20 protein-coding genes and 1 other RNA gene are annotated in these 19,534 nt (G+C 54.8%); 11 read left to right on the top strand and 10 right to left on the bottom strand.

Annotated elements, in window-relative coordinates:
* Positions 1-128 precede the first annotated feature (128 nt).
* The 7 genes from CU041_RS11080 (at position 129) to aroQ (ending at position 7,031) form a co-directional block, all read left to right on the top strand.
* Positions 129-1,154 (top strand): DctP family TRAP transporter solute-binding subunit, encoded by a 1,026-nt coding sequence (locus tag CU041_RS11080; protein ID WP_101246936.1) that lies wholly within the window; start codon positions 129-131, stop codon positions 1,152-1,154.
* A gap of 106 nt (positions 1,155-1,260) precedes the next feature.
* On the top strand, positions 1,261-1,743 hold the full coding sequence (locus tag CU041_RS11085; RefSeq protein WP_101246937.1) for a TRAP transporter small permease: 483 nt from the start codon (positions 1,261-1,263) through the stop codon (positions 1,741-1,743).
* Positions 1,740-3,008, top strand: a complete 1,269-nt coding sequence (locus CU041_RS11090; RefSeq protein ID WP_101246938.1) for a TRAP transporter large permease — start codon at positions 1,740-1,742, stop codon at positions 3,006-3,008. Before CU041_RS11085 ends, CU041_RS11090 begins: the two co-directional genes overlap by 4 nt.
* 11 nt (positions 3,009-3,019) lie before the next feature.
* On the top strand, positions 3,020-3,868 hold the full coding sequence (locus CU041_RS11095) for a shikimate dehydrogenase family protein (RefSeq protein ID WP_101246939.1): 849 nt from the start codon (positions 3,020-3,022) through the stop codon (positions 3,866-3,868).
* Between the two features lie 10 nt (positions 3,869-3,878).
* Positions 3,879-4,532, top strand: coding sequence for a GntR family transcriptional regulator (locus CU041_RS11100; protein ID WP_101246940.1), 654 nt, complete (start codon positions 3,879-3,881; stop codon positions 4,530-4,532).
* A 119-nt stretch (positions 4,533-4,651) separates the two neighbouring features.
* On the top strand, positions 4,652-6,529 hold the full coding sequence (locus tag CU041_RS11105; protein WP_101246941.1) for a bifunctional sugar phosphate isomerase/epimerase/4-hydroxyphenylpyruvate dioxygenase family protein: 1,878 nt from the start codon (positions 4,652-4,654) through the stop codon (positions 6,527-6,529).
* Positions 6,530-6,584: 55 nt separating this feature from the next.
* Positions 6,585-7,031 (top strand): type II 3-dehydroquinate dehydratase, encoded by a 447-nt coding sequence (aroQ, locus tag CU041_RS11110; protein ID WP_101246942.1) that lies wholly within the window; start codon positions 6,585-6,587, stop codon positions 7,029-7,031.
* 160 nt (positions 7,032-7,191) lie between these two features.
* On the opposite strand, the gene recR is transcribed toward aroQ, so the two are convergent.
* The 4 genes from recR to ffs form a co-directional block, all read right to left on the bottom strand.
* The gene (gene recR, locus CU041_RS11115; protein WP_101246943.1) at positions 7,192-7,785 is read right to left on the bottom strand and encodes a recombination mediator RecR; all 594 of its coding nucleotides are present in this window, start codon (positions 7,783-7,785) and stop codon (positions 7,192-7,194) included.
* 132 nt (positions 7,786-7,917) lie between these two features.
* A complete protein-coding gene (locus tag CU041_RS11120; protein ID WP_101246944.1) occupies positions 7,918-8,241 on the bottom strand; it encodes a YbaB/EbfC family nucleoid-associated protein in 324 nt (107 codons plus the stop codon).
* On the bottom strand, positions 8,238-10,133 hold the full coding sequence (locus tag CU041_RS11125; protein WP_101246945.1) for a DNA polymerase III subunit gamma/tau: 1,896 nt from the start codon (positions 10,131-10,133) through the stop codon (positions 8,238-8,240). The genes CU041_RS11120 and CU041_RS11125 overlap by 4 nt, the downstream gene beginning before the upstream one ends.
* Before the next feature lie 155 nt (positions 10,134-10,288).
* Positions 10,289-10,383, bottom strand: an RNA gene (ffs, locus tag CU041_RS11130) — signal recognition particle sRNA small type.
* Between the two features lie 191 nt (positions 10,384-10,574).
* Here ffs and nudC point away from each other — a divergent pair.
* A complete protein-coding gene (gene nudC, locus CU041_RS11135) occupies positions 10,575-11,501 on the top strand; it encodes an NAD(+) diphosphatase (protein WP_068517840.1) in 927 nt (308 codons plus the stop codon).
* A 105-nt stretch (positions 11,502-11,606) separates the two neighbouring features.
* The gene (locus CU041_RS11140) at positions 11,607-12,407 is read left to right on the top strand and encodes a hypothetical protein (protein WP_170310197.1); all 801 of its coding nucleotides are present in this window, start codon (positions 11,607-11,609) and stop codon (positions 12,405-12,407) included.
* 27 nt (positions 12,408-12,434) lie between these two features.
* Here CU041_RS11140 and CU041_RS11145 read toward each other — a convergent pair whose 3' ends face one another.
* Both CU041_RS11145 and CU041_RS11150 read right to left on the bottom strand, forming a co-directional pair.
* Positions 12,435-12,803: a DUF1636 family protein gene (locus CU041_RS11145; RefSeq protein ID WP_101246947.1), complete on the bottom strand. Its 369-nt coding sequence runs from the start codon at positions 12,801-12,803 to the stop codon at positions 12,435-12,437.
* 57 nt (positions 12,804-12,860) lie between these two features.
* A complete protein-coding gene (locus CU041_RS11150; protein WP_068517835.1) occupies positions 12,861-13,760 on the bottom strand; it encodes a LysR family transcriptional regulator in 900 nt (299 codons plus the stop codon).
* A 158-nt stretch (positions 13,761-13,918) separates the two neighbouring features.
* Here CU041_RS11150 and CU041_RS11155 point away from each other — a divergent pair, with 158 nt between their 5' ends.
* On the top strand, positions 13,919-14,527 hold the full coding sequence (locus CU041_RS11155; RefSeq protein WP_101246948.1) for a glutathione S-transferase family protein: 609 nt from the start codon (positions 13,919-13,921) through the stop codon (positions 14,525-14,527).
* A 137-nt stretch (positions 14,528-14,664) separates the two neighbouring features.
* Here CU041_RS11155 and CU041_RS11160 read toward each other — a convergent pair whose 3' ends face one another.
* A complete protein-coding gene (locus CU041_RS11160) occupies positions 14,665-15,333 on the bottom strand; it encodes a glutathione S-transferase family protein (protein WP_101247059.1) in 669 nt (222 codons plus the stop codon).
* A gap of 168 nt (positions 15,334-15,501) precedes the next feature.
* On the opposite strand from CU041_RS11160, the gene CU041_RS11165 reads away from it, so the two are divergent.
* Positions 15,502-16,176, top strand: coding sequence for a TetR/AcrR family transcriptional regulator (locus tag CU041_RS11165; RefSeq protein ID WP_101247060.1), 675 nt, complete (start codon positions 15,502-15,504; stop codon positions 16,174-16,176).
* Here CU041_RS11165 and dapE read toward each other — a convergent pair whose 3' ends face one another.
* From dapE to CU041_RS11180, 3 genes are all read right to left on the bottom strand, one after another.
* Entirely contained in the window at positions 16,177-17,316 is a 1,140-nt protein-coding gene (gene dapE / locus CU041_RS11170) for a succinyl-diaminopimelate desuccinylase (RefSeq protein ID WP_101247061.1), read from the bottom strand.
* A 121-nt stretch (positions 17,317-17,437) separates the two neighbouring features.
* Positions 17,438-18,283, bottom strand: coding sequence for a 2,3,4,5-tetrahydropyridine-2,6-dicarboxylate N-succinyltransferase (gene dapD / locus CU041_RS11175; RefSeq protein ID WP_101246949.1), 846 nt, complete (start codon positions 18,281-18,283; stop codon positions 17,438-17,440).
* A 273-nt stretch (positions 18,284-18,556) separates the two neighbouring features.
* Positions 18,557-19,252, bottom strand: a complete 696-nt coding sequence (locus CU041_RS11180) for a pyrimidine 5'-nucleotidase (RefSeq protein ID WP_101246950.1) — start codon at positions 19,250-19,252, stop codon at positions 18,557-18,559.
* Between the last annotated feature and the right edge of the window lie 282 nt (positions 19,253-19,534).

The raw sequence follows: 19,534 nt of genomic DNA on the forward strand, positions 1-19,534 counted from the left end.
AAATATAGAATGTTTGACAAAATCTCCTATGTTTTTTAAATTATCCTAATTCCGAATCAGACTGCGCAAGAACAAGATTGTCACAAGCAACCACGGTCTGCGGGATTTCGTTCAATTGGGAGGAAGTAATGAAGATGATTTCCAAGGGTGCCCTGTTTGGCGCCGTTTCCATGGTTGCCGCGTCATTCGGTTATTCCGCGCAGGCAGCTGACGTGACCTTGAACTTTGCCCATGTCGATCCGGCAGAGTGGACCACCTCGAAGAAGGGTGCGGCATCCCAGGTCTTTAAAAATATTGTCGAAGCAGAATCCGGCGGCCGTATTGAGGTCGCACTGTTCCCGGCCGGTGCGCTGGGCGGTGAAACCGATCTGTTGCAGAATACCCAGGACGGTACGCTGGCCATGTCGATGGTATCGGGTCCGTTCTCCAAGGTTTGCCCCGAGGCAGCCGTTCTTGATATTCCCTATATCTTCCCGAATGCCAACGTAGCCTGGAATGTTCTGGATGGTGGTTTTGGCAAGGAACTTGCCGAGCATTGCCTGGAAAAAACCGGTCTTCGGACGCTGGCATATGGTGAAACCGGGTTCCGTAACTTTACCAACTCCAAGCGTGCAGTCGCCGAACCGAAAGATATGGAAGGTTTGAAGATTCGCGTCATGACCGTTCCGCTGTTCGTGGAAATGGTCAAAGCACTTGGCGGTGATCCGACCCCGATTCCGTGGCCGGAAGTTCCGACTGCACTGACCACCGGGACGGTTGACGGTCAGGAAAACCCGATCAGCGTGATCTATGCCAACAAATTCTATGAGATGCAGAAATACCTGACGCTGGACCGTCACGTATATGGCACCGACTTCATCGTGATCAATGAAGCAACCTATCAGGGTCTGTCGGATGCGGATCAGGCGCTTCTGCGTCGTGCTGCGGGAATTGCCGCCAATGTTGGTCGCGCAATCCAGCAGTTCAATTCCGCAGAAGGTGTGGCGAAGCTGGCAGCAGAAGGCATGGAAGTCACCACGCCGACCGCAGAACAGCTTAAGGCATTCCGTGATGCAGCCCAGCCGGCTGTGATCAACTGGCTGTCGGGCCAGATTGACGCCGAGTGGATTGAAAAACTGCAGAAAGCCGTTTCCGAAGCAGAAGCTTCCATGTAATCGGCATTGGCAGACCGGGGGCTCCTCCTTGTTCCTGGTCTGCCCTTTTTTCCCGCCATGGTGCCCCAGGGGCATTTGAATTTTCTGCGACGATCCGGGGGAACCCATGCAACGCGCAGAGAAAGCGTTCAAGCGTTTGCTCGCCGGACTTTCGGGGATCAGCATCCTCGTAGTGTTTGGTGTTGTTTTTGCTGGCAGTGTCAGCCGCTATTTATTTTCTTCCCCGCTGCAATGGAGCGAAGAGGTCGCGAAATACGCGATGATCTATGGCTGCATGTTTGGTGTGGCTTTGGCCTATCTCCAGGGTACCCAGATCACATTCAGCATCGTGATTGATACCGTGCCGGCCCGTTTGCGTCGCAAGCTTGCGATTGTGGTCGATGCCACAACGCTGGTGCTGGGCGGTGTTCTTGCCTATGCCGGATGGATTTTTGCCGCCAAGCGCGGCGGGATTGTCGCATCGGGCATCGGCATTCAAATGTATTGGGCGCAGATCGCAATTACCATTGGCGGGGTTTGCCTTGTGATTGCGGCATTGCTGCGTCTGGCATCGATTTTTGACAAGAATTCGACCGGGGGTGAGGCATGATTACCGGCGTTACCCTTTTGGCTCTGCTGGCGATCGGCTCACCGGTTGCCTTTGCCATCGCACTTGGTCTTGTGGCCTATATCAGCACCGGAACGTTCGGGATTGATTTGCTGCCGCAGCGCATTTTTGCCGGCATGGACAGCTTTACCATTCTGGCAATTCCGCTTTTTGTTCTGGCCGGTGAGTTGATGAATGCCAGCGGCATCACATCGCGCGTTATCAATCTGGCCAATGCGCTGGTCGGCCATGCCAAGGCCGGTCTGGCACAGGTCAATATCTGGTCATCAGTGATTTTTGCCGGACTTTCGGGATCGGCGGTGGCCGATACATCGGCAATCGGGCGCATCTTTATCCCGTCGATGGAAAAGGAAGGCTATCCGCGTGATTTTGCCGCGGCTCTGACTGCTGCTTCGTCGGTGATCGGTCCGATCATTCCGCCAAGCATTCCGGTGATTATCTATGCGCTGATTACCACCAATGTGTCGGTTCCAGCCCTGTTCCTTGCCGGGATTGTGCCGGGCATTCTGCTGGCGATTGCGCTTTCGGTTTATGTACGGTTCTTTGTCAAGAATTACGCCAAACCGCGCGAACGCATGAATATGGGTGAAAAGCTCAAAGCCGTGTGGAACGGGTTGATCCCGCTTTTCATGCCGGTATTCGTGATCGGTTCGATCCTGGCGGGGATCGTGACCCCGACCGAGGCGGCAAGCTTTGCGGTGTTTTATGCGCTGGTGGTTGGCTTGTTTGTGTTTCGCGAACTCAAACCATCGGATTTGCCGGGGATCTTTTCCGGGGCAATGCGTGATTCTTCAAGCATCCTGATCATTATGGCAACGGTTGCAGCGGCCAACTGGTTCATGACATTTGCCGGTATCCCGCAGTCGATCAGCAAGTTTGTTCTGGGCTATGTCGACAGTCCTGCGACCTTCCTGATTTTGATCAACCTGATGTTGCTGGCGGTTGGCCTTGTACTTGAAGGCATTGCGGCGATGCTGGTGCTGGTGCCGATCCTGCATCCGATTGCGATCAGCCTTGGCATCGATCCGACCCATTTTGGCATCATTGTCATCTTTAACCTGATGATCGGTCTGATCACACCGCCGATGGGGCTTTGCCTGTTTGTCGCCGATGCGATTGCCGGTGTCGGGATGGCCAGGATGATCCGCGCGATCATGCCGTTCTTTATTGTCGAACTTATGGTGCTGATCCTCATCACCTTTGTGCCTGACATCGTCACCTTCTTGCCTAACCTGTTTGGATTTTAGGATACCATTCCATGTTGAAGCTCGGTCTTATCGGTAAAGGCATTTCACGGAGCCAGTCAGCCCGACTGCACGTTTTGCTGGGCCGTATGTGCGGGATGGATGTTACATACGACTATCTTGATAGCGATCAGATCGCCGATTTCGATCTGATCAGACAGCTGACCAAATGTGCACAGACCGGTTATGCGGGGGTCAATGTGACCCATCCCTACAAAACCAGTGCACGTAAACTGATCACCCCGCGCAAGCGCCTTCCCGAAGCCCTGGGATCGGTCAATACCGTGGTGTTTCGTGAAGACGGATGGCGCGGGGACAACACCGATTTCGTCGGTTTCATGCGCGGCTATCGCCAGCAATTTGGCGATGCAAAGCCGGGTACGGTCTTGCAGCTCGGCGCGGGGGGCGTCGGGCTTGCAACCGCATTTGGTTTGCGCGGCCTCGGGGCGGACAAAATCCTGATCCATGACAAGGATGCCGCGCGTGGTGAAGAACTTGTGGCAACCCTTGTTGCCGCTGATGCCGCGGCCGAATTTGTTGGCGAAGCCGATCTTGCCGATGCGGTGCGATCAGCCGACGGGTTGATCAACTGTACCCCGGTCGGGATGAACCAATATCCCGGCTGTCCGTTTGATACGGCCCTGTTTGGGGGACAGAAATGGGCGTTTGATGCGGTTTATACCCCGGTGCAGACGGCGTTTCTGACCTCGGCGGCGAAATCGGGGATTGAAGTCATGACTGGCTTTGAACTCTTCTTCTTTCAGGGTATTGAAGCATTCGAGGTTTTCAGCGGGGCAGAAATCGATGCCGATGCTGCAAGAACAGAATACTTCAATGCCTATCCCGAGGCATTGACAGGGTAGGGAGCAAGAAATGAGCAGCAGTACCGTTGCCGAGACAGTCTATAACGAAATTCGCGATGACATTCTGTATGGCGAATTGCAGCCGGGCGTGAAGCTTAAGCTTGAGGCGCTGCGCGAACGTTATAGCGTCGGGGTCAACACGCTGCGCGAAGTTCTTAACCGTCTTGTGGCATCGGGCTTTGTCTTTGTCGAAGGCCAGAAGGGTTTTCGTGTCGTCGAAACATCGCCGTCCAATTTCAAGGAATTGACGGCGATGCGGCTTCTGCTTGAACGCGACGGGCTGAGTGCATCGATGAAGGACGGCGATGTTGAATGGGAAGCCCGGGTTGCCGCGGCCCATCACAAGCTTGCTGCCATTGAAAAGAAGATGATGGTTGAAGACAGCCGCGAACTGACCGTTCGCTGGAGCCAGTATGACCGCGAATTTCATCAGGCCCTGATTTCGGCATGCGGTTCGGACCTTCATCTGCGTCTTCACCGCGAGATTTTCGATCAGTTCCGGCGCTATGTCGTGATCGAACTGAAAACCCACGGTTTCCGTGGTCAGGAAATTATCGATGAGCATCGGGCACTTTGCGAACTGGCACTTGCACGTGATGCAGATGCCGCGATCGCACGGCTGACCGATCATATTGAAACCTACCGGCATCGTTCGCAGGACTGACCTGTTTGGGGTGGTGCTTTTGGTTGGCCGCCCGACGCATTTGACCAGACCATTCTGGCAAGTCACAGCAGGTATCCCGACGGGGCCGGAACACTCTTTGCGTAGTCCGGAGGGATAAAATGCTGACCTCGATTGCCACAGTTTCACTGTCTGGCGACCTTCAGGAAAAACTTGATGCCATAGCCGCAGCCGGCTTTGACGGTGTCGAAATTTTTGAAAACGATCTTTTGTCCTTTGACGGGTCACCGGCCGATGTCGGCAAGACGATCCGGGACCTTGGCCTTAAGCTTGTTACCTTTCAGCCGTTCCGCGATTTCGAGGGCATGCCCGAACCCCAGCGCACCCGCGCGTTTGAACGGGCAGAACGCAAGTTCGACCTGATGGAGGAACTTGGCACCGATCTTTTGATGGTGTGTTCGAACGTTTCCCCGCAGTCGCTTGGCGGGCTTGACCGCGCGGCAAAGGATTTGGCGGAACTTGGTGATCGGGCGGCAAAGCGCGGCCTTCGTATCGCGTTCGAAGCCCTTTCGTGGGGCAAGCATATCAGCGATTATCGCGACAGCTGGGAAGTGGTTCGGCGCGCCAATCACCCCAATGTCGGCTTGGTGCTTGATACCTTCCACATCATGGCGCGCAAGGTGCCGCTTGATGCGATTTCATCGATCCCCGGTGACAAGATTTTCCTGGTCCAGGTGGCTGATGCCCCGATCCTTGAAATGGATGCCCTGTCCTGGAGCCGCCATTTCAGATGTTTCCCCGGGCAGGGGGATTTCCCGCTTGATGAATTCATGCGCAATCTGGCGATGACCGGGTATGACGGTCCGCTGTCGCTTGAAATTTTCAATGACCAGTTTCGGTCCAGTTCGACCAAGAACGTGGCGAAGGACGGGTTGCGGTCACTGATCTATCTTGGCGACGGGGTTGAGGGGGTAAAGGTCGGTGAAAAGGCCAAGACGCTGCCGCCCAAGGCGCATGCGCAGGAAGTCGGGTTTGTTGAATTTGCGGTCGAGGAAGAAACCGCAGACAAGCTTGAAACCCTGTTTGCCGGGCTTGGCTTTGAAAAGCGCGGCAGCCACAAGACCAAGGCGGTGACATGGTGGAAACAGGGTGACATCAACCTTGTGATCAATTGCGACAAGGATGGTTTTGCCCATTCCTATAATATCGTGCATGGTCCGTCGGTCTGTGCGGTCGGTCTTAAGGTTGATGACGCCAAGGCGACCCTTGATCGCGCGCAGGCATTGCTTGCTGCCCCGTTCAGTCAGGCAGTCGGCGAAGGCGAGATCGAGATGCCGGCCATCCGTGGTGTTGGCGGAAGCCTTGTTTACTTCCTGGATGATCACAGTGAATTGTCACGGATCTGGGATGTTGAATTCGAGCCGGAAAATGCCGGTAATGCCGGGACGGGCATGGCAAAATTGCGTGCGGTCGATCATGTTTCCTACTCGATGCAGTATGAGGAAATGCTGACCTGGCTTTTGTATTTCACATCGATCTTTGATCTGGGCAAGATGCCGACCCTTGATATCCCGGATCCGGGTGGGCTTGTGCAAAGTCAGGTGGTGCAAAGTGATGCGGTGCGGTTGATCCTCAATGGGTCGCAAAGCCCCCATACCCAGCATTCCCAGTTCCTGAACGAGTTTTTCGGAAGCGGCGTGCAGCATCTGGCATTTTCGAGCGACGATATTTTTGCATCTGTCGATTATTGCAAGCAGCACGGGGTGGAGATTCTGCCGATCCCGGAAAACTATTACGATGATATCGAAGCGCGGTTCGGATTGGAGCCGGAACTGCTTGATCGTTTGCGTGCGCGTAATATTCTCTATGATCGTGACGACGAAGGTGAATATTATCAGGCCTATACGCGGACCTTTGCCAATCGTTTCTTCTTTGAACTGGTGGAGCGACGCGCGTATCGTGGGTTTGGCGCAGCCAATGCACCGATCCGTCTGGCATCACAGACGCGCATGAACCGTCGCAGCGAAGCAGCGAAATAAACACGCCCCGTGGGAATTCCGCCAGAATACGGGGCATAAAGGTGGGAATATTGAAATGAGCGTGCAGGAAATTCTTGTCATTAATGGACCGAACCTGAACCTGCTGGGGCAGCGTCAGCCGGAAATCTATGGCTATGACACGCTGCAATCGATCGAGGCAAAATGTGCTGAACTGGCGGGTGAGTTGGGTGTTGCCGTTCGGTTCGGCCAGTCCAACCATGAAGGCGCGATCATTGATCTGATTCACGAGGCTCGCGAGAGATCGGCGGCCATCATTATCAATGCCGGGGCTTATACCCATACCTCGATTGCGATCTATGACGCGCTGAAGACTTTTGATGGCTATATCATCGAGTTGCACATTTCCAACCCGCATGCCCGCGAAGAATTCCGCCATAAAAGCTGGATCAGTCCGGTGGCCGATGCCGTCATGGCGGGGGCGGGTGCATATGGTTATGAACTGGCAACGCGTCTGGCCGCGGAAAAAATCAAGTCGGCATAAATCGCGATAAAATAAGTCAGTCACATTTGACTTTTTGCACAGTATTTCAATTCAAAACAATTTGAAAAATTGCGACATACGCAACGTTCACAGGGCAGCTTTGGCTGCCCTTTTGAATGTTTGATCGCTGTTATTGGATGGGCAAGTGGACATTCCGATGTCAGACGGAACTGCGTGATCGCAGGGCAGCGGCCAGGGTACCATCATCAAGATAATCAAGTTCGCCGCCCACCGGGACGCCGTGGGCGAGGCGGGTGACCTTGACCCCGGTTTCGATCAGCCGTTCGGTGATGTAATGTGCGGTGGTCTGGCCATCGACGGTGGCATTGGTGGCAAGGATGACTTCGGCGACATTGCCGTTGCGCACCCGGTTGACCAGCTGATCGATTTTAAGGTCGTCGGGACCGACACCATCAAGTGGTGACAGCGTGCCGCCCAGAACATGATATTGCCCCTTAAACGCTGCGCCACGTTCAAGCGCCCAAAGATCCTGGACTTCTTCGACCACACAGATCATGTCCGTACCACGATTGGTGTCAGCACAGATATGGCAGGGATCGGTAACATCGATATTGCCACAATTGGTGCAGGTGGTCATGGCCTCGGCCGTTTCATGCAGCGCATCGGCCAGCGGGATCATCAGGGTTTCGGGTTTCTTGAGCATCTGCAACACTGCGCGCCGTGCAGAACGCGGACCAAGGCCCGGCAGGCGCGACAGCAATTTGATCAGATTTTCGATTTCCCGTCCGGTCATGGTGATCCCGTTTATGGTGTGTCCTGATGGTCAGGGTCAGACCCCTAGCTTGTATCAAAAACAAAGGGCGGCGCAATGCCACCCTTTGTCTGGCACTTCGAAAGTGCAAATCAAATTGTCATCCGGTCCGGATCAGAACGGCAGTTTGAAACCTTCGGGAAGGTTCATGCCACCGGTGACGTCTTTCATCTTTTCCTGAACGGCGGCCTCAACCTTGACCTTGGCGTCGTTATAGGCGGCGACGATCAGGTCTTCGAGGACTTCGGTGTCGTTCGGGTCAACGATGCTTTTATCAAGCGAAAGACCACGCATTTCGCCTTTGCCATTGAGCATCACCTTGACCATGCCGGCACCGGACTGGCCTTCGATTTGGAGTTCCACCAGACTTTCCTGCATTTCCTGCATTTTGGTCTGCATTTGCTGGGCCTGTTTCAGCATCCCTGCAAGGTTCTTCATAGCTCGTCGTCTCCTTCGAGATAAAATGCGTCGTCATATACGGAACCGCTTTCGTCCTCTTCACCTTCGGACAGTTCCTGTCCGGGTGGCAGATGAACGGCCACGATTTTTGCGTTTGGCAAACCATCAAGGATGGCTTTGACCACCGGGTCCTGCGAAGCGTCAGCCTTGCGCTGTTCCAGTGCTTCGAGTTCCTGTTCTTTGAGGGTCGGTGCCCCTTCTTCGCGCTCTGACACACTGACCAGCCAGCGATGGCCTGTCAGGTTGTTAAGCGCCTTGATCAATTGGGTCGACAGGTCCGAACGTGCACCGCGTGCCGGGCGAAATTCGATCCGTCCCGGTTCATATTTCACCAGATGCATATAGTTTTTGACCTGCATCGCGATACCGGTGGTTTCGCGTTCCTTGCCCAGAAGTTCGGCAACCTCGGCAAAGCTTTCGGGCATTTTGGCATAGGCGACCTGTTCGACCTGTTCGGGTTCGCCGAGCGGGTCGGGGCGGCGCTGTGCCACGGCCGCGGCACCACCGCCGCCATTGACCACCTGCATCCGCGGTCCGGGGCCGCCATTGCCGCCGCCACCACCTTGTGGTTCGGCACCGCTTGCCGCGTTGGCCATGTCCTGGCGCAGTTTTTTGATCAGATCGCCGGGCGGCGGCATTTCTGCTGCATAGGCCAGACGGATCAAAATCATTTCAGCGGCCTGAATGGGGGATGGCGCAATGCGCGTTTCTTCAAGCCCCTTAAGCAGCATCTGCCAGGCGCGGGTCAATTGCGGCATCGCCAGCTTGGCGGCAATTTCCTTGCCGCGTTCACGTTCGATCTGTGACACGCCCGGGTCATTGGCGGCATCGGGTGACAATTTCACACGAGTCAGCCAATGGGTCAGATCCAGCATATCCTGCAACATCACGGCGGGATCGCCACCCAGTGCATATTGCGCAGACAACAGTTCAAGCGCTTCGTTGATTTCGCCCTTCATGGTGAAATCAAACAGATCGAAAATGCGCGACCGGTCCGAAAGACCCAGCATGTCACGGACTTGCTGGGTGGTGACTTTGCCAGCACCATGGGAAATCGCCTGATCGAGCAAACTCATGCCGTCACGGACAGATCCGTCGGCGGCACGGGCGATCAGGGTGACGGCTTCTTCTTCGATTTCGGCATTTTCCAGCCCGGCGATGCGGGTGTAATGGGCTGCCAGTTCTTCGGTCTGAACGCGGCGAAGATCAAAGCGCTGACAACGCGACAGAACCGTGATCGGAATTTTGCGGATTTCGGTGGTCGCGAAGATGAATTTCACATGTTCCGGCGGCTCTTCAAGCGTTTTGAGAAGCGCGTTGAACGCACTTTTGGAAAGCATGTGCACTTCGTCGATGATGTAGATCTTGTAGCGGGCCGAGGTCGGGCGATAGCGCACGCCTTCGATCAGTTCGCGAATGTCATCCACACCGGTACGGGACGCGGCATCCATTTCCAGAACATCGACATGGCGGTCTTCGGCAATTGCCCGGCAATGTTCGCAGACGCCACACGGTTCAATGGTCGCCCCGCCTTTGCCATCCGCACCGATGCAGTTCAGCGCACGTGCAATGATACGGGCCGTTGTGGTTTTACCAATACCGCGCACCCCGGTCAGAACAAAGGCATGGGCCAGACGCCCGCTTTCAAGGGCGTTTGACAGGGTCTTGACCATCGGGCCATGACCAATCAGCTCTTCGAAGGTTTTCGGACGGTATTTTCGCGCAAGAACCTGATATTCGCTTTTGGGTGCGGTGTTGCTGTCTGCGGCGGCCGGCGCAGCGCTGCTTGATTGGGGTGCAGCGGCTTGTTCGGGCGCAGGTGCGTCACTTTCGGGCATATCTTGGCTGGCGGTCTCGATCTGATCGCTCATTCATCCGGTCCGGCATGTTGAAAGTCAGTTTGGTTTTAGCAGCTTCCATCGGGGATGGGAAAGGCCAAGTGGGAAATTTCCCATACAAAAAACCACATGCCAGAAGATGTAAGGCACATGACAAAAGACAAGGGGATGTTTGGGGAATGATAAGGGTGAGAGACTGAACAGCGACCCGGAAAAACTCGTTACGGCTGCTACCTTCCGGTCCTGACCGGGTTGGCGAGCGGTCCGTCCACTGCCAGCCTCTCGCCCCCTATATCGCCCAACAGCTGCCAAAACGCAAGGGTTGGCTTGGATTTTTTTGAAATGACGCAATCGTGGCTTTTGGCACGGGAATGTCCGCGTTAATGTCGTTGCCAATCCCCACGGAAAAACCGGGAACCTCAAGAAGTTGACTGCCCGTGATCCCGCAATAAGCATTCAAGGAAACGCACCACCATGAACAGGCAGTTCTATGAATCCATTGATCTTGATCGCGATGCCGTATTGCGCAAAACCGCGGACTGGCAGCAGATTCTTCTGGCCGAGGAGTCGTTGCGGATTCTGATTTGTCATGCCGGTGATCCGCTATTTGCCTGGCCTGAGGATATGGATGCCCATGAACTGGTGGTGCTTGGTGGTCCGGCGATCCCGCATCTGGATGTGGATTTGAATGGCGGGCACTGGATTTATATCGGTCGGGATCAAAACGGGCCGGTCATTGCCGTGGATATTGCCCCGGTGGTTGCCGACCGGGATGAAGCGGTACGGGCATTGGGGGGCGGGTTTGGTGATATGCGCACCCGCATGGCGGCACTTTCAAGTGACGAGGCGGCATTGGCCGCCCAGGCGCGTGCCATTTTCAATTGGCATCGGGGTCATCGATTTTGCGGCAATTGCGGGCATCCCAACCGGATCGAGGAAGCCGGTTACCGGTTGCAATGTACCAATCCCGATTGCGGCAAGGCCCATTTCCCAAGAACAGACCCGGCTGTGATCATGCTGATCCATCATCAGGATCATGTTTTGCTGGCAAGATCGCCACAATTTCTGCCCGGGATGGTGTCGGTTCTGGCGGGGTTTGTGGAGCCGGGCGAAACGCTTGAACAGGCGGTGGCCCGCGAGGTTTATGAAGAAGTCGGCGTGCGGATCAAACGCCCGCAATATGTGGCGTCCCAGCCATGGCCGTTTCCCGGCTCATTGATGCTGGGTTTCATTGCCGAAGCAGAAACCACCGAACTTTTCCCCGATCAGGAAGAAATCGAATTCGCCATGTGGGTTCATCGCGATGACGTCCCGGGACTGCCAGAAAAGGGCATAAATCTTCCGCGTCCGATTTCTATTGCACGCTACCTTCTGGAAAACTGGTGCGCCCGACTCATATAAAAGGTGTCGTCGAGGGCAAAACATGCCGCGACCGGCTTTGACACTTTTTGGGTTGGCAGCGATAGCACGTTTTATCGGTGGCAGTAAAAGTTCGGGAAAGAGATCGTGCGAAAGCATCATTCACATCATCACGCGGTTCGGGCCGTTTTGGCGCTGGGTGCGTTTTTGTTGTGGGTCTGGGCAGTTCCGGCCAAGGCCGGCGACCCTGTTACCGTCAAGGTCGGGGCGTATGAATATGGCGTGGTATATTATTTTGAGGACGGATCACCGCGCGGCATCGTCCCGATGCTGATTGATCGGCTCAACGGGTTACAGGACACCTATCGGTTCGAACTGGCCGAAACGTCATCAAGACGACGATATCAGGCATTAATGAATGGCGAGCTTGATCTGATTTTGCTTGAAAGTGCGAAATGGGACTGGCCGGCGTTTGACGTGCTTTATTCCGATCCGATTGTCCGGGAAAAGGACATCTATCTGACTTTGGCAAGCCAGAGAGACGCCAAAAGCCTGTTTGCCGATGTTTCGGCCCATCCCATGCTTTGTGTTCTGGGCTTTCATTACGGGTTTGCCGATTTCAATGCCGATCCGGATTATTTACGCGAAAACTTCAATGTGGAGCTTCGCTATAACGAAAGCGAAGTTCTGAACGGACTTCTGGCCGGTGAAGCGCCGATCGGCATCGTGTCGGCCGGATTTTTGGCCCGTCGTTTTGCAAGTGACCCCAGATTGCATGAACGCCTGATCATCGGGGATAAACCTGATGCGACCTATGATCTGGTGTCGGTACTGACCAGGGAATCTGCCATTCCGCTTGATGAATTCAACGCGTTGGTGGCCAGGTTGCTGGCCGGTGGCGACGTTGAAGAATTATGGCGTCAATTGCATGCCGGTGTATCTGGCTGACGCCCGGATATCGGTCAAGTTATCCCGTCAATCGAGTGGCGGAATGCGCGCAATGACGTTGCGCCGCAATGTTTCCGGACGTTCGCGCCAGGCAACAATACCATTTTCACTGTCGGCATATCGGGTGGCAAGATCCCGCAGATCATCGAGCATGGTGTCGGGATCGACATTGCCATAAACATATCCCCACTTGCCCGCGCCATTCAGCGCGACTGAGCAGCCCGATTTGCAATTGGTCAGGCATTCCGCCGGATGCAGGTCAAATGGCAGGTCGTGGTCGGCGCAAAGTGCGGCCATGCGATCAAACAATTGCTTACCGTCACGCGGATCGGACGGGGCATCGGCGGTCGATGCGGTGCAGGTAATGCAAATATTCAGGCGTGGTTTGGACGTCATCGGATCAACTTTGGTTGGCGTTTTTGGTCAGGTTGTTTGTCGCGGGCGCGCATCCAATCAGTTTGCACCGGCCATGGTCAAGCTTTCTTGACGATCAGCCGGGGTGTCATCAAGGTTTTGACTGACATAATCCTGAATCACACCAGCCAGTTTGCGGCTGACGAGTGGGTGGGAATCTTCTGCCAGCATGATGGCAACCCCGACAGCAGGCAGCGGCGGGAAACCATCGCGACTGTCCAGGATCTGGAATTCATCGGTGACACTTGCCGCAGCAAGGGCGGCAACACCCAACCCGTCACGCACCAGATGCAAAAGCGATGCGGCCTGTCTTGTGGTGGCAAACAGGTTAAAGGGGCGGCCGGATTTCGAAATGGCATCAATTGCCCATGCATGGAATTTGCAGTCTTCGGCCGGAAGAACCAGCGGAAGCGGATCAATTTCATGTTGGCGATGGATCGGGGATGTTACCCAGACACCCGGTTCGTGACGTAAAAAATATCCTTCTTCACCCATGGCCGAACGGCTGACCAGCGAGATATCAAGTTCCCCCTGATCAAGCATGCGTTGCAAAAGAATAGTCGGATTGATCGAAATGAAGAATGTCACATCGGGAAGGATGCTGCGGATCGCACGCAGGACGACGGGCAGAATTTTCTGGGCATAGTCATCGGGGCAGCCGATCCGGATAGGGCGTGCCGCATCCTGATTGCGCAACTTGCCCATGGCTTCGTCCTGAAGGGACAGGATGCGCCGTGCATAGCCGACAAAGGTGATGCCATCATTGGTCAAAAGCACATTGCGGCCGTCCCGTTCAAACAGCTTGTTATCGACCAGTTCCTCAAGTCGTTTCATCTGCATGGAAAAGGCCGATGGTGTACGCCCGATCCGGTCGGCTGCGCGGTTGAAACTGCCACATTCGGCAAAGGCGACGAAACTGCGCAACAGGTCGGAATCCATGGGCCATCCTTTTGATCAGAATTTATGATCAATTAATTTGAACAATTGGGTCAAAACTATTCGATTGTGTGAAAATCATCCAGCGGCAAATATCGGAGCTGGCCGGCCAATGCTTTGACGCGAATGCTTTTAACGCATGTGCCACAGGGAATTTCACAATGATATTAAACGACTATCTGATGTCGGGTAACGGCTATAAAGTCCGTTTGCTGCTGTCCATGTTGGGGCAATCCTTTGAATATGTCGAACGCGACATCATGAAGGGGGAAACCCGCACACCGGAATATCTTGAAAAGATCAATCCGAACGGCAAGATTCCGGCCCTTGTTCTTGATGACGGTCGGGTTCTGGCAGAAAGCAACGCCATTCTCGGCTATCTGGCAGAGGGTACCGACTTTATCCCCAAAGACCGCTTTGAACGGGCTGAGATGATGGGCTGGCTGTTCTTTGAACAGTATGACCATGAACCGAACGTGGCGGTTCTGATTTCCTGGTACGAGATCAAGGGGCTTCCGGCCAATGCCGACATCCTTGAACCGATGAAGCAGGCCGGTGCCAAGCGTGCGCTTGATCTGATGGAAAAACGTCTGTCTGCACATGACTGGCTGGTGGGTGAAACGGTCACGATTGCCGATATTTCGCTTTATGCCTATACGCACCGGGCCGAACTTGGGAAAATCAGTCTTGCGCCCTATCCGGGGGTGCGTGCCTGGCTGGAACGGATTGAAATGCTTCGCGGCTATGTCCCGATCACCTGGACGCCCTGACCGGTTTACAAAAAAGAGACCACCACAGACAGGAAACCCGCCATTCCGGGGGAAGGGGGAGGAAGACGCCCCCGTCTGTGGTGGTCAAAGACCCCGACAGGATTAAGGGAACCATCGGGGCCGGGCAAACGCCGTCATCAGGCCGATTTCAAAATTTGTTCAGGCAGAAGCGGGTCGGTTTGGGCCGCAGAACCGCGGGCCTTGAACCGGTCGTAAGCGGCCCTGACATTGGGGGCATCTGCCAGCATTTCCGGACCGCCGGGCATTGCATTAAGGTAATGCAGCATCGGCATGATCATCATGTCGGGAAGCGTGAAGCGATCTTCGAACAACCAGCCATCGGCATAGGCATCATCAAGAACGGCCAGATCGCGACGGATCACGTCGGCAAGCTGGTTCATGTGGATGGCAAAGCCCGGATCGTGGCGCTTTTTATGATCGGCAAAGACCATCGGGATGACAAAGTTGCGGATGATGTTTTGATCAAGCCGTGTCATGGCAACACTGATCCACTGATTCATGCGCGCCACTTTGTCGGCGCGGACCGGGCGCAATAGCGGACCGGCAAAATTATCATCGATATAGCGGCAAATTGCCGCAGTCTCAAAAAGCGTGAAGGTGCCGTGGATCAGAACCGGGACCGTGCCAAACGGATTGCGTTCCAACAAGGCATTGGTGGGCGGGCGGCCTGGTGTCTGAACATCGCGGCTGGTGAAATCAAAGCTGATTTCCTTTTCAAGGCAAGCAATGCGAACACTGCGCGTCAGGTTGCTGCGCGGCATTCCGACGATAATGAGTTCTGACATGGCAGGTTCCTTTGCTGCATGACGTGCGGTTTTGCCAACCGATCGGGGATCGGTGATGCGGTGCCTTGCAGACAGGATTGCCTTCCACATAATATGTTCAAGAACATATTATTGTTATGTGTCATCGTGCGACTGGATGAAAATCAGGATCGCAAGACGGAGGTCGCCATGCCCTATAGCGCTGCGCACAAGCCAAAGACCCGTATTCGCATTTTGAATGCGGCAACAGCCCAGTTCAAAAAGCACGGGTTTGAAAATGTGACGATTGATCAGGTCATGGCAGCAGCCGGACTGACGCGGGGCGGGTTTTACGCCCATTTCAAAAACAAGGAAGACCTGTTTGTGGCCTGTGTGGAAAACGGCATGTCACTTTTGTCATCGCCGGTACTGGCCAAATTGCGCAAGGCGGAAATGAGGGGGCATGACTGGGTAACCGCATTTGCCGAACTTTATCTGTCGCGGCTTCATATTGAAAATCCCGATATGGGATGTGCCTTGCCGACCTTGTCGACCGAAGTTTCGAGATCTGGTGACAAGGCACGCGCCGCATTTTCAAAACTGATCAATCAGGCGACAGAGAAACTGGCCTGGAAGCTGGCAAAAGAAGACGATGTGCCGGGCATTGACCAGCACATCAATATCGATTCCGACAAACAGGTCCGTAACCTGCCGCCCGAATATGAGCAGGAATCGACCACCATGCTGGCGATGATGGTGGGGGCGGTGGTTTTAAGCCGCGCGGTTGATGATCAGACAGCCGATCGTATTCTGGCCGACACGCGCGACAGCATTCTGACATCGCGCGGCAAAATTCCGGCCGGGGAAACCAAACAGGCCGGATAATCAGTCAAAAAAGCCGCTGAGAACTTCGGCATAGATCGTGACAAGGTTTTCGATGTCATCGACCATGGCATGTTCATCGACCTTGTGCATGGATTGTCCGACCAGACCGAATTCCGCGACTTCGGTGTATTTCTGAATGAAGCGGGCATCGGATGTGCCGCCGGTGGTGCTCATTTCCGGGCGTTTGCCGGTGACTTTTTCCGAAGCATCGGCAATCAGGGTGGCGAGCTTGCCGGGATTGGACAGGAATGCCTCGCCCGATATTTTGACCTTAAGTTCGTGCGCGCCGGCATGTTCGGCACAGGTATCTTCGATCCATTTTTTAAGATCGGCACCGGTATGCTGATCATTAAAGCGGATGTTAAATGCCGCGCTGACCTTGGCCGGAACCACGTTGGTGGCGGCATTTCCCGCATCGACGGTGGTGATTTCAAGATTGCTGGGCTGGAAATGGTCCGTGCCCTGATCCAGTTCGCGGGAATTAAGGGCATCCAGTGTTCTGATCATGCGCGGCACAGGGTTATCGGCGAGATGCGGATAGGCAACGTGGCCTTGTGCACCAAATACGGTCAGCCAACCGGTCACAGAGCCGCGGCGACCGACTTTCATCATTTCGCCCAGATATTTCGGGTTGGTCGGTTCGCCCACCAGACAGCAATCGAATTTTTCGCCCCGGCCATCGCACCATTCAACCAGCTTGACGGTGCCGTTGATGGCATCGGCCTCTTCGTCGCCGGTGATCAGGAAGGAAATCGATTCATCAAAATCCGGACGGGCCGCCAGAAAGGCATCAACAGCACCAACAAAGCAGGCAATACCGGTTTTCATATCAACAGCACCCCGCCCGAACAAGCGTCCGTCGATGACTTCGCCGCCAAACGGATCAACGGTCCAGGCGCTGGTGTCGCCTGCCGGCACGACGTCGGTGTGCCCGGCAAAACAGAAGTTGCGGCCCTTGGTGCCCAGGCGGGCATAAAGATTGTCGATCGCATCGCTGTCATCGCCGTCAAAGACCTTGCGCGTGCAATCAAATCCGCGCGCCTCAAGTGCCTTTTGCAGGACATCAAGTGCCCCGGCATCAGAAGGTGTAACGGATGGGCAACGGATCAGGGACTGGGCAAGTTCAAGGGCGGCAGACATCGGGCAATCTCTTGTTGGTGTGATGCCGGTGGTTTGGTTGCCGGCATGCATGTGTGAGAAAGGGCAAAACGGACTGGCCGTTTTGCCCCTTATAAATCATCCATCCTGCGCGGGACAGAAATCAGTCGCGCAGCAATTCGTTGATCGAGGTTTTCGAACGGGTCTTTTCATCAACACGTTTGATGATGACCGCGCAATACAGGCTCGGCCCCGGGGTGCCATCGGCAAGCGGCTTGCCCGGAATGCTGCCCGGAACGACAACGGAATATGCCGGAACGCGACCGACAAAGGTTTCGCCGGTGGTGCGGTCAATGATCTTGGTCGATGCACCGATGAAGACACCCATGGAAATCACGGCACCTTCTTCGACAATCACGCCTTCGACGATTTCCGAACGTGCACCGATAAATGCGTTGTCTTCGATGATGACCGGACCGGCCTGAAGCGGTTCAAGAACGCCACCGATGCCCGCACCACCCGAAAGGTGAACGTTTTTACCGATCTGTGCGCAGGAACCGACAGTCGCCCAGGTATCAACCATAACGCCGGTATCAACATAGGCACCCAGGTTCACGAAGCTCGGCATCAGGACGGTGCCCGGTGCGACATAAGCCGAACGGCGCACGATGCTGCCCGGAACGGCACGGAAACCGGCTTCTTTGAATTCTGCTTCGCCCCAGCCTTCGAACTTGGACGGAACCTTGTCCCACCAGTTGGTGTTTTCGCCCGGGCCACCGGCAATCGTGGCCATGTCATTAAGGCGGAAAGACAGCAGAACCGCCTTTTTGGCCCACTGATTGACAACCCACTTGCCATTGGTTTTTTCGGCAACGCGCAGTTCGCCGCGATCCATGGCATGAAGTGCCTGCTCAACAGCTTTGCGGATTTCACCCTGGGTGGCGGAGCTGATCTCGTCGCGGTTTTCCCAAGCGACGTTGATCACGCCTTCAAGTTCAGTTCTGTTCATTTTACGAAGGTCCTTGCGGTCAGCCTAAATCTGTCGGGCGGAGAATGGTCAATGCAGCCCATGAAGTCAACTCCGCCAGTTTGCGTAGAAACGCCCTTTTTCGGGCAATTCTCCGTTCCTGATCCCTTTGGTCGATAGACATAGCGGATCACGCCGCGAAGCTCAATCTTAGAACCGTGACAAATCGGCCGCCCGGCAACAAAACCGGGCACAGGTGGATGAACAGGTGGATGATAAGCAGGGCAGCAACAGGCGCGCGTGATCCGATCGCGATCAGGAAGTGGTGGCAAGGTTGCGCAGGAAATCAACGATATCTGTGGTGTGATGATCAATGCGCGGATCGTCGCTGCCGTTCTGGGCCCATTCGATGTCGGTATTTACCCAGACCGTGGTCATGCCCATATCCTTGGCTGGCAAAAGGTTTTTGGCCATGTCTTCGAAATAGATCGCACGTGTCGGGTCAACACCATCGCGTGCCAGCAAGCGGTCATAGGGTTGCTGTTGTGGCTTGGGGATATAGTCGGCATCGACGATATCGAAAATTGTTTCGAACCGGTCAGCAATCCCCAGACGGCCCATCACCCGTTCGGCGTGCCCGCGTGACGCATTGGTGAAAATCAGTTTGCGACCGGGCAGATCATCAAGTGCCTGTGCAAGATCGGGTGCCGGATCGACTACGGACAGATCAATGTCATGGACCTTGGCAAGATAGTCGGCCGGGTCAATATCATGTTCGGTCATCAGGCCGCGGAGCGTGGTGCCATAGCGATGGAAATAGTCCTTTTGCACCCGATAGGCGGCATCCGGTTCGAGCTTAAGGGTGTCACGCACATATTGCCCGATCAGATCGGAGACCTGTGAAAACAGATCGCACGCGGCCGGATAAAGGGTGTTGTCGAGATCAAAAATCAGGACAGAGTCAGAAGTCAGACGCGGCAAACTGGCGGTGCGGGATGCTGAATTGGTCATTGTCAGGCGGCCTTGATGCGTGAATGGGGCATGTTCAGTAAATCTACCCTTGTTGTATGGGGTTTCCGGCGGATTTCAAGTCACCGGGTATGGTTTCTGCGCATTTGATCGTAATTTCAATCGCATGCATAACAAGACAGGTGGTCAATCATGCCCGTCAACTCGGGCGGGTAATCCGGCCAGGCCGGACTGCGTATGTGCGTATTTACCACAATAGCAAAAGTTGTGGTTGTAAAACCCTTGTTAAGCATAGGCGGTTGATCATGGCGAAAAGCCGGAATG

It is taken from the genome of Thalassospira povalilytica (genome assembly GCF_002844235.1).
Classification (GTDB): Bacteria; Pseudomonadota; Alphaproteobacteria; order Rhodospirillales; family Thalassospiraceae; genus Thalassospira; species Thalassospira povalilytica.